Here is a 14475-nt window from a genome sequence, read left to right as displayed (position 1 = left end):
GAGAGAAAAAATGAATATGAAACGGTTCTTATTAATTAGTAGCCTGGTGTTGAGTGCCTCAATTGCTACAGCACAACCATCAGCATCTGGTGCGACGGTAGTTTCTGTAAATCAAACAGGACATTATCGTCAGCATGTCGGTAAGTTGTTAACTCCAGAACAACGTTCCGAATTAGCAAAAATCAAGAGAAATCTTCATGCGCAAATGGCCCCATTAATTAAAGAAAAACGTGCGCTCTCTATGCAAATACGAGGTAAATTAGCAACTCCTAGTGCCAAATGGAGTGATATATCCAGATTAGTAGAAAAGAAAAATAGTGTTAATGCAAAAATAAATACTTTATGGGCTCAAACCCAATTTAAAACCTACCAAAAACTGGGTGTTTTATTGCCTATGCGCCATGGTCATCATTGTGGTTTTCAAAATAAAAATTCTGTCAAAAAATCATAAGAGCGTTTGACGGTTTCGCGTTTTTTGCGAAACCGTTCAATCTTTTAATTCAATGACTACAACTTTTATTGGATGCTTGTCCATGTTCTCATCGGTGTGTAGTTCACCAGGAACATCTTTAGAGAGATAATATGCTTTATCTTTTTCTAATTTTAGGAAATGTTCTTTTCCTTTATTGTTAACTACTTTTATTAATCCGCTATCTAAAGCAACAATCACTCTATTGTACTCATGCCGATGCATTTTTAAAATTTGATCTTTATTCGGGTAAATTACAGTTGTCCAGACAGAGACCTTTTCATTGGACAGTTGGGGAATACGAATGGTTTTTTTTGCATCTGCATAAGAGTTTATTGATAGCAAAAAGGGAAGAATAGAAAGGATGAAAGTGAGGTATTTCCGCATAATGTTCTCCAAAAATTTTTTAGGAGAACTATAATACATGGCGTTTTATTTAAGAAGATTTAACCACACATTTTTACTGTAGGAGCTATTGTTTTATTGCTCCATATCATCACATTTTCTAACAACAATCTGCTTAATCAGCTCCGTCAATAGAATGTAGTTTTGCGTTTTATGGGAGGTGGAGCGCCAGGCTACGCCAATTTCTCTATAAGCATGGTTCGTTTTTAAAGGAAGTGAGATTAAATCAGTTCCTGTAAGAATGCCGCTGTTAATTGCAAGATTAGGTAAAAAAGTAATGCCGGGTTGATGACTTACCATTTGGATTAACGTATGTAAGCTGGTGGCAAAAAAATGATTGATTTTTTTGCTTTCTTTTAATTGACATGCCTGCAATGCATGGCCTGTCAAACAGTGTTCTTTTTCAAGAAGAAAAATACTGTTTTCAGGTAGTTTATTGATTTCCTTGTCAAATCCTTTATGTGACCATGTCTTGGGTAAGACCAGTTTAAAGTAATCTTTGCATAATATTTGTGTGTGGAGGTCTTGGGTTGGATAAGGAAGCGCTAAAATCACAAGATCAAGTTTTCCCTCACTTAAATAGTTCAAAACGTTTTCTGTAGTGTCTTCTCTGATGAATAAGGTGAGATCGGGATAGAGTTGCTGACATAGATTTTGTAGTTCACTTAAAATAAAAGGAGCAATGGTAGGAATAACCCCAAGATAAAACTTACCTTGCATTATTTTTCCTTGGTTTTGTGCGTAATCCACTAAGTCATTGCTTTGTTCAATAATGAGTCGACTGCGACGAACAATTTCTTCACCCAAGGGGGTGAATAAAAATGTTTTATGATCACGTTCAAGGAGTTGTGCTTCTAAGGCTTCCTCAAGACTTGTAATTGCTGCACTTAAAGTCGATTGACTAATAAAACATGCTGCAGCAGCGCGACCAAAATGTTGGTGGTCATATAGTGTAATCAAGTAATGCAGCTGTTTCAGACTAATTAATCTACTCATCGATTTTTCCGATTAAAGTTATCTGTTTTATTCATTTTAAATAATTATACACCATAACTATAATTTAATTGAACGAAACGAATTGAGGAGAAATTTATGCTAACTGTTGGTCAAAAAATTCCAGAATTTTCTGTTATTGCAGCAAAACCTGGCTTTAATAATCATGAAGAAAATGGTGTGAGTGCTTTTGAAGTGATTACTGAGAAAAGCTTTCCAGGAAAATGGAAAGTGCTTTTTTTCTACCCAAAAGATTTTACTTTCGTATGTCCAACAGAAATTGTGGAATTTGCAAAATTAAATAGTGAATTCAATGATAGAGATGCAGTAGTTCTGGGAGGAAGTACAGATAATGAGTTTGTCAAACTCGCTTGGCGACGAGAACACAAGGATTTACATAAATTGGATCAATACAGCTTTGCTGATGTGCATGGGAAATTGACTCATGGGTTTGGTATTCGAGATGAGGAAAGTGGGTGTGCTTTAAGGGCAACGTTTATTATTGACCCGAATAATGTGATTCAACATGTGAGTGTCAACTCATTAAATGTTGGCCGTAATCCTCAAGAAATATTACGTATTTTGGATGCTTTACAAACTGATGAATTATGTCCTTGTAACCGTCCTATTGGCGGTGAAACATTATAATCCGAACAAAAATTCAGAAGTTCTTATAAAGAGGGGAAGTTCTGAAAAGGAGAGTTATATGTCTATAGAACAGTTGAAACAAGCGATACCTGATTTTGCTAAAGACATTCGTCTTAATGTCAGTAACCTATTTGGCAATAGGGCACAAACCGGTTTAACAGAAACCCAATTTTATGGGGTTGCATTAGCTGTAGCATACACATTGAAAGATAGGCGTATTATTGACGCCATTCAATCAGACGGAGCCCTGCATATCACTCCTGAATTGGAGCACGCAGTAAAAACAGCGGCTGCTCTGATGGCAATGAATAATATATATTATCGTGCCATTCATTTGGCAGAAAATAAGGAACTTGCATCACTTCCTGCTAATTTGCGTATGAATGGGATGTTAAATCCTGGGATACCTAAAGCTGACTTTGAGTTATTTGCTTTAGCAGTCTCTGCAATCAATGGTTGCGGTATGTGTATTCATTCACACGTTAAGCAGTTGTTGGAACATGAGTTGAATAAAGTTGCGGTTCAATCGGCACTTAGAATCGCAGCGATTTTAAATGCATGTTCCTTTGTTCTATCCCAAAATGAATTATAAGCAGGCTTGCTCTGGAGCGGTTAAGTGTTTCCAGGGCTGTCCTATCAATGTTTTTATAAAATATTCTTACTCAAGAGGCTGGAGTTCGAAATTCCCCGCTATCCAAAACCCATCGTTCTTATAATAATTCCTTAAGCATTATGCTCTATAATGTTTCATATCACGTTATATTTGCTCGATAATAAATAATATTATCCATAAAGAATTTATTGCGAGCAACTATAGATCAAGATGCTTAAGAAAGAAGGGTTATAGTAGGTTCGAAGAAAAAAAGCATTTAGTCACTTTCTAAAAAATCTACTATATTAAATGTATATATTATAATCAACATGGTTAATTAAAATGCCTCATCCTTACGAAAATCGATTTCCTAATCTATATGCCAAATATAAAGACCAACATGTGAATATAGGGGCTATCCTAGAAGTGTTGGATTTACAGTGTAAGCATTTGTTTAATCTAGAAGAACTGGAACAAGCGGCCATCGCTGTTGGATGGCAAGGTTCTTACGTAGAGTTTTTCGAGAGTTGCATTAAAAACAGTGGAGCTGGATTCGATCCTAAAGAAGTGAGTGAGACATTACTCCCTTTTATCCATCGCACAATAAATTCTTCCGGCTGGAGTTCAAGAAATTATACTGTTCCGCCATCTTGTACTCAAGAAATAGGATTTAAAGAAAAATTTGAGGCACAAAAACTAGATTCCGATTTAGATAAGATGAATGTATTGAAAAATTATGCATTTACCACGTTGGATATGAGTCGTTCGGCACGGGCAACATCTGCAAGAGGGAGGAAGCCTATCCCGGAGGTAATTGAGTTAGATCATTTAGATTATCTTGATACTTCTAAGATAAATGAAACAAATTCTCTCTATATACGTAGCTCAAAAGGTGACAATAAAGGGCTTTCGCAATGGATTTTGCTTTATTATAAAGAAGGAAAGCCTTATCTTTATAGTGAGTCACCGATAGCAGAAGATGATAAGGTTAAGATCATCGACCGCTTTTTTAAGGGAAAAGAACATCCTACAATAAAAGGAGGTACTGCCGCTTTATCGATGTCTTCAGGCATACGCGCATGTTCTGAATATGCTCAAGAAGTCGAATCTTGCGGTGCGGGATTATCAACAGAAGCAGATTATTTTTCTCTGTTAGTGGAATGGGTTTGGTTCACTACAGCTAGCAATCCTAGTGGCTCTAATTATAACTGGGAATATTTTAAAACTCATGTTCTTCGATTTTATCCAGATCATGAGCAGTTCCGGCTCCTCGACTTGAATACTCCTCCCCAGCATCATGAAGACCTTCAGGAGAATTTACATCTACAAATGCGCTCTTTTTATTTAGCCCTTGATCGCATGCTATCCTCTGAATATGTTAAAAGCATGGATTATAGAGACCTTCCACAAAAATCTACATTTTATCTTTTAAAAACAGATCGCAAAAATAATACTGTGCGATTGAGCGTTCCAGAGAATATCGATTTTAATAAGTTTCAACAAATTTATGCACCTCATGGTCAGACAGCAATGTGGGGAATAAGAGATGAGCTGGATCGGCGTAGCCGCCATTCACATCAAGGATCAATACATGATCTAGCCACCTGTTTTGTCCTTAATACTTTTCGTGCGTGTGCAAAAGAAAAGAATTTAATTATTGATTTACCTGAAAAATATCAACTACATGAAATAGAACAAAATCTAGTTTGTTATTTAATGCAGCGTAATCCTTTTGTTTGTCGTTTTGAAAATCCTAGCAATAACAGGTCTTTAAAACTCATCAATGAAAATCTGCAGCACATTTTTGCCCGTAACCGCTGGCTCTCTATTAACGGGTATTTACCTCCTTTGCTTGATGAATTCTGGAATGTATCTGCGGAATATTGGGTTGCTTACTTAAAACAATCCCCTGATTTACTGTCGGATAAACAAGATGTTTTGGAATTTAAAAGTTGTGTTAGGGAAATGGGTCTGCATGGCTTAGAACCTTTATTAACATATCTTTCAAATAAAGAAGGCGAGTTAAAACCAGAGTTTAATAAACTGCTTCGCAAAACAGAGAACCCACCTGTTTTTTATGCCGGGTGCCCTGCAAAAGAAGTTAGGGGGTATACACAAGCTCTAGTTAATCATCTACAGCAAGAAAAGTACTTTCCTTTTAAGCAATTTCAATTTTCTTTTGTTCCTGGAGCAACGAAAGATATTGCTGATTTGTTAGAACAACTGAATGAGCTCAATTATTTTGATAAAATCAGTTTAACGGATTGCACAACAACTCCTGAAAAAATAGATGCTTTAGGTGATTTTCTTTTGGAAGTAAGCAAACGAGCTGAACATAATGAGAACTGGACTTGCCCTATTCATATCCCTGAATTAGAAAAGCCTTCAAATAATCCTCAATTGGCAAAAATTTATGAGCTTTATAGTGACTTAAATAATATCTTAGTTCAGAGGGCGCGTAAGAAGAGTGATGAAGATTTATTGAAGATCAACCACTTTAAAGTAGCATCTCAAGTAGTAGCTGAAGAAATTGAAGATCATGAAAAAGAAGTCCAAATAAAGGACAAAAAAGGTCTCGAAAGTGAAGCGTTAGTCCGAAAATTTGGAAAAGAATGTGTTAAAACATTAGGAGAACAGCAGCTATCACTGAGTCGAGCTGGCGGCATTGCTTTACAAATGCAACAGCAACAGCAAATAAAACAAGAACGAAGCCGCTCCTTAGAAAATGAAATGGAAAAAGGAACTGCTTTTGAAGATGTATTGCCTCCTTTATTGATTGATTATACCAACATTCATGATGAACTAGGGAAATATTATCATGAGCTGAATCTCGATTATCCTATTGACGATCGTAAGATAACATTAAAAACGCATGATGAAAAAATACTGCAATCGTTTTTCCATACTTGGGTAAATGCCAATCCTGAAGTTCCAGCGAAACATATTATTCAAAAAATGACGCCCTATGCAGCACAAATGCTGTTGAAATACCATCGTCAATTGTCTGGAGGCTTGAATGTATCTAATTTACCTCGGGGTTTTTACACCCAACGTTTGGGATCTGGGGAACTGGTTTTAGGATACAAACCCACTTTAGGCTATACAACCGATCATAATCCATTGACTTTAGAATTAACTACTTCTATTCCAAAAGTCGAGCGTATTTTAGGAGATTATCGGCAGTTTAATAAGCACGATGAAGTACCTCGTCTGCAAGATTTGCTGCAACAAATGCAATTATTGGCTGAAATGCAGCCTGAGTTATCCAAAAAAGAACGTGAGCTAAGGTTAGATGCTTTGTGGCATGGAGAGAAATTATCTAAGTCCTGGCAACTTTTTCTAAAGCAAGAAGAAAACAGGACATGGGTTATAAACAATTGGGAACTATTTTACGCAGGTTTCAGATCTTCCATTCCTGAGCGGGATATAATTGAATGGTTTTCTCAACAACCTAAAAAATTATCCAAAGAAAGAGCGATTGGATTATTAATTCAAAACATTTACACAGATAGGGACCAGGAAGGACAAAAAGAACGTATATTTGATCTTTTAATGAGAAATGAAGGTTTTATCCATGTAAAAGGTTTGGGCCAAATTTATTCTCGATACGGCAATTACGGTTTAGAACGGTTTTCTAATCTTTTATTAACCATCGAAGATCGATTAGGAAAAAAATTCTTAGAAGCTTTTGGTGAAAATTATCTTTATTATTGCACTACCTATTCCCCATTATTACAAGAGTCAGCCTTAAATACTTTTGATACCATCTTAGCGGAATTATCAAGGGACGAGAGCGGTGAGAAAGAGCTCTTCCTAGAATTCCTTGATATGCAGATGGAGGCTGCTGGATGGGACGATATTTCTAACTTGTGGAAAGGATTCAATTATTTTTATAGCCGCATTAAGGAAATGGGCTTAGAAAAAGAGTTTACACCAGAACTTTTACGTTCATTAAAGCCCAAGGGACAAAATCTATTCCCTTGTTTTGAACGCATTTTAAAATCATTGGAAAATATTCCCAGCCTAGAGCTACAAGCACAGTTTATAAAAGCGCTTCCCCATTCTGATTTAACAGAGGGAGGAGTACCTTATGCTGTATGTCATGAGGGCTTTGTTTTAGTTGATAAGTCACTTCGTCTTGCTGAGTTTCAAAATGGAAGTCCAACATACAGTCCGCCGATGGACAAACTATTTACTCATCATTGGAAGGAGCCGCTTCATACCAATCGTGCTTTAGCCTCTAAAAGCCATATTAAGCCTGAGGATTACAGGATATTGAGTGAGGCAAACCTATCGAAAGCTGAATTAATTTGGGCTTCACATACTGAATGGCTAGGCGCTCAGCAATTACTTGATTTCTTTAATACAGGTAAAAACCAGCCTATTTTAAATGATGTTGCCGCACACTTCTATCATATTTTTTATGAAACGCATCAAGCCTATCGACGTTTTCCTCTCGAGATTTTCGGGTTACTGGGGGATCATTGGGCAAAACTTAAAGATATTCTTACGAAGTATCCCAACAATACTACCTTTTTTGAATGCCTTAATATACTGCCAGAGGATGTTAGAGAGGAAAATCTAGCGCGCATTTTCACCTTATTTGAAAATGCCCCAAAACAGCACAGGCATTTGGATCAAGGATTGTTGTTGGCCACCGTCTACGGAGTATCCGAAGCGGAGTTAAACACATTTTTTGAAGCCACCAAAGCTTTGAAAAGGGTGACAAGTAATGAATTACTTATTCTTTCCAACCAATTACTTTCTTTAGATGCGGATACCTTACCGGATGAGCCAGGTCAAAGAAAAGTAATTTGGCAAGCAATTCTTGATGGCATTCAACAAATGGATGCTCATCCTTTAGAGATCGCGGAGAAGCGTAAGCAATTAATGCAGCAATTAAAAGACATCCATGGATTGAAGTTTAAGAGCTCTATTGCTGGTGATTACAGAATGGTGAATGCAGGCGATCTCAAGGATTTAGGACTTGATAAATTCTTTGCAGAACACCATCGCCGATTGAGCAAATTCTTTACCAGCCACATTGCTGTTTCTGAGGCACAGTTAGCAAATCAACCATTAAAGCCTATTGTTGAGTTTTTCAAACGGTTGCAGCTGAATAAAACCTATATTAATGAAGTGGAGCCGTTGCTCTCCACCCTTGAAAAAGTATTAGAAAAACATGATAAAGGAGCTTGGACCTCTAGTTATTTCGATGGACTTTTACGTAGCTTGCAACCTCAAGACAGTACTTCCAGTTTTCCTATTAGTATTCTAGAGGCGATATTGACTGAACCGGATAGTCCCTTTATTCCTGGAACTATCGATGAAGTACAGCCTGATTTTGATAAAGAAGGAAAATGGAAGAGTGTTTTTGGATTAATTTTATCAAAAGCAGAAACCTTCGATCGAGTACAACAAGCGAATTTGGCTCGATTGGCAATTCGAACAAGTGAAGAACCTGGATTCATTACTTCTCTTGTCACAAGCTTAACTCATAAAGATTATGATGGCCTTCGTGAGGTTATTTTAGCCCGTTTGTTAAGCAGCAAGAAGCCTCCAGAACAGTTTGATTCCATCTTTAAACAATGCACTGATCTTATTCGTTTGGATCATGCTCCCATTCGCAATGAAGACTGGAAAGCAACAAGCCAGTTATGGATTGAAGCATTAACCAAGTATCCAGAGCTTGAAGAACAATTCGCTTTAGAAAAAATAGATGCTGACAAGAAAGCATTGGTTTTACACATTGCTGCGTGGAGTAGTTTTTCCTCGAATCAGTATCCAACAGTGCCTCGAGGAGATTATTTAAAAGGGGATCATCCTAAAGCAGTTAAATTAGTTACTCGTTTATCAAAATTATCAAAAGAGGAACTTAGCGCACTCGCCCAAAATTATCCAGGCAAGCCTGCACCCGATACGCGAAATTTATTAACCTTCATTAAAAATAAAGAATCTCGGCCATTAGATAAAGCCCTTGGAGATTTTCTGACAAAAGAACAATCAACATTTAGGCAAGATTATCAACGCTTATCCAGTACACGGGAAGCAGATTTAGCCAGAATGCTTGAGTTGACTTATGTAACTCGAGGCAAGGAAGTTAAACCTTTAGATGCTCAATCAGGAATTCAACTCACCTTCATGTTCCAGTACTTGAAACAACTTGAACAGGGAGTATCTAAAATAGCCGGTTATGAAAAGCCGATTGGCGAAATGACCGAGGAAGAATTAAAAGCAGCATTCAAGAAGTGCTCTGAGGCTTCTAGTGAAGACCCAAATAACATGCAGACAAAAACCCAGGTTTGGGCAATTTTATTTGAAGTTTTAGGTCGTACAACGGGTAAGTACCCTCATTTAGCACAACAGTTTGCTTTGATTTCTAACGATTTATTACTTTCAGACGATCCATCCAGTATTTTACAATTAAAAACAGGAGAGGGAAAAAGCCATTTCGTTGCCCTTCGTGCAGCACGCCATGTAGGATTAGGTAAAAAAGTGGATGTGTGTACTGCCAAATGGAGTCTCGCAGAGCGTGATTTGCTCGATTATAAACCATTTTTTGATTTTCTTGGTATTTCCACCGCCAATGTGCATGCGCGTTCCGAACATGATACCTATGTCAATGCTCAAGTGGTTTATACTACTCCAGGCGATTTGTCTTTATTTCTTGATGAGCAGGCAAGCCAGGGCAAGCCTATCCCCATTGATAAAGCAAATCGAGTAGGCTTAGGCGATGAATTTGACTTTCTCTATTATGAAGGCCAAAAAACTCAGTTTAACTATGCCCGTCATACAGGGATTACTCCTAAAGAAATGGCTTGGTTTTATCGGGGTCTTAATGAGTTTTATGATAATTTACCTGCTGAATTCAAAAATGATCCAAAAGAACATCCTCTGACTACAAAGCAGATAATAGAGTGTTTTCAATTTTTAGCAGAACAAGCAAATGAAGATGGCTTACTGTATTTGGAAAGCTTAAGTCCTATGGAGTTACTAGGCTGGTTGCAATCAACACATGAGGCTGCAACATTGCAATTCGGTGTTCAGTACACGGTCCGCTTAGAACAGGTGAAAGTAGGTGAAGAAGAATTTCCTTTACGAGAAATATATCCTCTCACAAAAGACATGCAAGCTGCTGTAGGTTCTTCATTTAGCCACGGTGTTCATCAACTTCTTGCTGCACGTCTAAATGAACAAGCCGCATTAAAAGATGAGCCGCAAAATTATCATGTCCATCCTGAGAGTAACATTATCAGTTCCCAAGTTTTTTCTCAAAGACTGAAAACTTTATGGGGGCATTGGGAAGGATTTACGGGAACAGTATCTTCATCGCAATCCAATGAGCTAAATGAAGAGCATGCTACGGCCGTGCTTCGTGTACCCACAAATCAAAAAGATTTGCGGAAATGGCCTACACCTCAGTTTTTTGACAATAAGAATACGGAAAAGGCACAGGAGGCTCGTTTAGAAAAGATAGCGGCAGATATTAGGCAACGCATTCGTGAGAAAAAATCTATTTTATGGTGCTGTGCTACGGATAAAGAAGTCCTCAAAATGACCGCAGCAATACAAAAGTATTTTACTGCAGAAGAATATCAACAATATTTTCTTTCTTACACCAATGAGTCCCATGAATCACCAGCAGAAATTTTACGTCGTAAAAAACAAATGGAAGGGGATTATTTAGGACAGAAAGAACGCGGAGTTGTTCTCATAGCGGCTGGTTTTGGACGCGGTGATAACGTGGGTGTTGAAACGGTAATCTTAGGTTCCGTACAAGATGAAAATGATTTAGGGCAAAAAGGAGGCCGAACAGCACGTAATGGTGAAGAAGGCGAAGTTCTTCAGTACTACATTACTAAAGAAATTGATGATGAACTTCAGGCATGGAGTAAGTTTTTGGCTGAATCCAATTTGCTTGATGAGCTGGATCGGGTTAAACATCCTTTGATGAATGCATTTTCTGAGGAACATGATTTCTCTAAATACCAACCAAACGATAAATTTAATTTGTTATTGCGTCTTAGAGAGTATAGCGCCGCAAAAGATAATTACTTGTCCCGTTTCTATCATGAAGCGAAGGCAAAACTGTCTTCGGAAGGAATCAATAAAATAGGCCAAGCTGATCCTCAAAAGAAAGATCAATTAATTAAAGATTTTGCAAATTATTTAAATGATCTGGAAAAGAAATGGCTGGAAATTCAAACACGTTATAAAGATGATTCAGGTGAATGCATTAGAGCGTTACAAGAATTTATAGGTCAAAATTGTGAGAGAAATGGAAGGCTTGACTCCATGTTTAAGGATCTGGGAGGATTCGAAGTTGAGATAGAAATACCCGAACAGCCAAAGTTTATTCTAGATACCCCAGCAGAAGCACGGAAAAATCAATTGCAGATTGCAATTCAAGGCTTGGTACTGCGAATTGCGGATTTACCGGAAGATTCCAAATCCTGGAATCAACTTATTACTGATATGAGTAATATGACTGAACTGCAAATGGAAGCCTTGTTACAAATCTATGAAAACACGCCAACTTTATACTTTGCAGCATTTCAAAAACAAGTAGCTACACTCATAAAAGAACGCAAGGTGGTAGAGCAAATTACTGAATTACGTGAAGGCAGAAAGATTGAAAAGTTATCCGATTTAAAATTTGAATTAAACGCCCAACAAGAAAAAATATTGCAACTATCCTTAATGAGGATGGATCCTACAGCCAGTAATTTGGCCTTGGAGTATATTTTAAGCCCTAAATATAGTGGGAAAGAATATGTAGAACAGATATTACCTATGCTCCAATACAGTGCGGCTAATCCTGATTTGAGTCTTTCATTTTGGAATAACCCGATTATCCGAGATAGTCTTTTAACTTTGCCCGCAACTTGTTTTACAGAAAAGGTTTATCTGGAAGCAGATCATTTACTTGCTATCAAAAGCTTTCTTGACCGCTTCATTGATGTGAAAGAAAACGAGCAAGTATATAGTGAATTATTTAATCAATTTGTGCGCGGAATGGAGAATCAACCGGAGCATCGCAAACGTTTATTGGCTCAATACGAAGGAATATTAGAACGATCAGGAATGTCCAATGTTGAGTTATTAAAGAAATTGGCTGAGATTGGTGAAAACTTAAAAGCCCCAGAACATTTAAATGTCTTGAAGCGTTTCATTGAGAAAATGAAAAAAAAGTATGAAGCACCACGGACACCCATTAAAGAGCTGGATGCCATTTGGAATAATATGGCAAACGTAGGTCCACGCGTTTTAGGGTTTTTACCTCTAGTTGAACAAATTCTTGCTACAGAAGGTAAAGAGTTTATCTCCCGATTTAATTCAATTTTGCAGTTACAACCTGAATTAATCGCGGGCTCTCAAGACTTTTTAAAAGAATTCTTCCCGACGAGTTTAAAAACCAAAAAGCAAGTTAAAATTGCAGAATATAATAAAGTGCTGGAAGGACTGCAGGATCTATTTACTGATGAACAATATAAATTCGATAAGGTTAAGCAATTATTTGGTCCTTATTTACTGAGCAAAGATTTTGAATATGCTTCTGAATTTGACGGAATACGTATCCTGTTAGAGAAAGTTCCAGTTGATACTATAAAAGAAAAGCTCAAAGCTTATTCTACAAAAGACATGCATTACTTATTGAGTCTAATAAATAATTTTCGAAGCATGGCGGAAGAAGGGCTCTCTATTGACTCTTTAACTCCAATGATCCATTCCTCAAATATGGAGGAAGATTGGCTCTCTCTTGCACCTGCTTTTGTACACTATCTGGACTCTGATTCCTATATGGATTTGTCCTCTGCGGAACAAGCAAGCTCTATAGCAGGGATTAGGCAATTATTGGAAGCAGGAATTGTTGAAAAAGACAAAGTTTGCGCTGAGGTTTTAAAGTCACTAACTTTTAAAGAAATGCAGCAAATGCTTTATTTTTCAAAAACATTTCCTGCTCATGCACATAATTTGTTAGCGATAAAACCTTTGATTTCTTATATCGCCACATTAGATGACAGAGAGAAGTATGAGAGTACTTTCAAATCCATAGAGGCTTTACTTAAGAATATTAATACCACGAAAACTCCAATAAGTGTGGTACGAAGGGCTTTCAATACAGAACCTTTGGTTGGGCCTGATAAGTTACCTGCATTGTTAAAATTATTCGACAACAATAAAAATCATGAAACAGACATTCTCTTAAGTTCATTGGTAGGTATTGAGCCTCTGAGTTCTGTACAAAATAAGATGATTAAATTATTTTATGATAATCATAGTGACCACAAGGCATGGATACAGAATGAATTTATGAAATATTCTAGAGAGGAACGATTGGCGTTAATGGATTTGCTAAAGAACCACTCTTTTGTTTCTCGATTGCCATCTTATGGATTCTCCATAGAAAAAGCAAACGAGGTATATCAAGCAGGACTTGATGCTTATAAAGCGCATGTTTCTGGAGTACTTAAACAGAAATCTAAGGAGCAACCTAGAGGATTGTCCTCTGCACAACAAAAAGAAGTGCTTAACGTGATGGGTGAATTAGAGACAGTTGGTGCTAATCCTCCTAGATTTAAACCAAAACCTGAAGGAGATGCAAGAATAGGTCTAGATAAGGCAATAAAAGCCCAGATTAATTCTTATGATAAGTTATGGATAAAAGACAAACAACGCTACAATGACATGAAGCCTCAAATTGATGAGTTAAAGCAACTCGTTGCGAATAAGGGTAAAAGTTATGAAGAGCTGTTGGAGAAGGTCAGAGCCATTAAAATTGATCTTATGGATAAGGATAGTGAAAAGGCTTCAAAACAGCTTTTCCCAAGGGTTCATTTTAGGGGACAAAGTCGTTTGTACAGGACTTTTAATGACATTGAGGATTTGATTCTAAAATCTTGGACTGATAGCGCCCATAAAGATATCACTCTCGCAGAAGATTTTACTGCCAGTTATGATCAGACAAAAGCGCGATATGTAACTGCTTTTAAAGATGCATTAGACACTTGGAATACAAACAACACGAATAAGTTCAGATTATTCCAAGACTCCTCCGTTTCAAAAGTATATCAAGACGTACAAAATTTGGCTACTGATGACGAGGTAATACAATATTTGAGAGACAATCCAGACCAGGTTAAAAAACTTCCTGGATCACTAAGGGTTATTGCTAAGGAAGTATTGGCGCATAGTGTGGATGATAATGCACCACATATAGATATTGCTGCTCATCACTAGGCGAATTCTAACTGGGTACGAAAAGATCAGTAATAGGTCAGCCCTTATAAATTTTCATTGAAAATTTATAAGGGCTGACGCAAAAAACAAGCTCATAAGGTTTCTTTGAGCCATTTTCCTCTCTTAA

At 37.2% G+C, this 14475-nt stretch carries 6 protein-coding genes; 4 read left to right on the top strand and 2 right to left on the bottom strand.

What is annotated here, in order from left to right:
- The first annotated feature begins 10 nt into the window (after positions 1-10).
- Positions 11-451, top strand: a complete 441-nt coding sequence (locus Lani_RS04910) for a hypothetical protein (protein ID WP_019233496.1) — start codon at positions 11-13, stop codon at positions 449-451.
- A 36-nt stretch (positions 452-487) separates the two neighbouring features.
- On the opposite strand, the gene Lani_RS04905 is transcribed toward Lani_RS04910, so the two are convergent.
- Positions 488-856 carry a cupin domain-containing protein gene (locus Lani_RS04905; protein ID WP_058388428.1) on the bottom strand — a complete coding sequence of 123 codons (369 nt, stop codon included), beginning with the start codon at positions 854-856 and terminating at the stop codon, positions 488-490.
- 93 nt (positions 857-949) lie between these two features.
- Positions 950-1870 (bottom strand): hydrogen peroxide-inducible genes activator, encoded by a 921-nt coding sequence (locus Lani_RS04900; RefSeq protein WP_019233498.1) that lies wholly within the window; start codon positions 1868-1870, stop codon positions 950-952.
- Between the two features lie 96 nt (positions 1871-1966).
- Here Lani_RS04900 and Lani_RS04895 point away from each other — a divergent pair, with 96 nt between their 5' ends.
- From Lani_RS04895 to Lani_RS04885, 3 genes are all read left to right on the top strand, one after another.
- A complete protein-coding gene (locus tag Lani_RS04895; protein WP_019233499.1) occupies positions 1967-2515 on the top strand; it encodes a peroxiredoxin in 549 nt (182 codons plus the stop codon).
- Positions 2516-2573: 58 nt separating this feature from the next.
- Positions 2574-3107, top strand: a complete 534-nt coding sequence (locus tag Lani_RS04890; RefSeq protein WP_058388427.1) for a carboxymuconolactone decarboxylase family protein — start codon at positions 2574-2576, stop codon at positions 3105-3107.
- A gap of 342 nt (positions 3108-3449) precedes the next feature.
- On the top strand, positions 3450-14348 hold the full coding sequence (locus Lani_RS04885; RefSeq protein WP_058388426.1) for a hypothetical protein: 10899 nt from the start codon (positions 3450-3452) through the stop codon (positions 14346-14348).
- The last annotated feature ends 127 nt before the right edge of the window (positions 14349-14475 follow it).

It is taken from the genome of Legionella anisa (assembly GCF_001467525.1).
In the GTDB taxonomy this organism is placed as follows: domain Bacteria; phylum Pseudomonadota; class Gammaproteobacteria; order Legionellales; family Legionellaceae; genus Legionella; species Legionella anisa.
This window is presented reverse-complemented; position numbering and strand designations above follow the sequence as displayed.

Coding starts and splice junctions, on each gene's coding strand:
- Lani_RS04910 (WP_019233496.1), top strand. CDS start 11: ATGAATATGAAACGGTTCTTATTAATTAGTAGCCTGGTGTTGAGTGCC.
- Lani_RS04905 (WP_058388428.1), bottom strand. CDS start 856: ATGCGGAAATACCTCACTTTCATCCTTTCTATTCTTCCCTTTTTGCTA.
- Lani_RS04900 (WP_019233498.1), bottom strand. CDS start 1,870: ATGAGTAGATTAATTAGTCTGAAACAGCTGCATTACTTGATTACACTA.
- Lani_RS04895 (WP_019233499.1), top strand. CDS start 1,967: ATGCTAACTGTTGGTCAAAAAATTCCAGAATTTTCTGTTATTGCAGCA.
- Lani_RS04890 (WP_058388427.1), top strand. CDS start 2,574: ATGTCTATAGAACAGTTGAAACAAGCGATACCTGATTTTGCTAAAGAC.
- Lani_RS04885 (WP_058388426.1), top strand. CDS start 3,450: ATGCCTCATCCTTACGAAAATCGATTTCCTAATCTATATGCCAAATAT.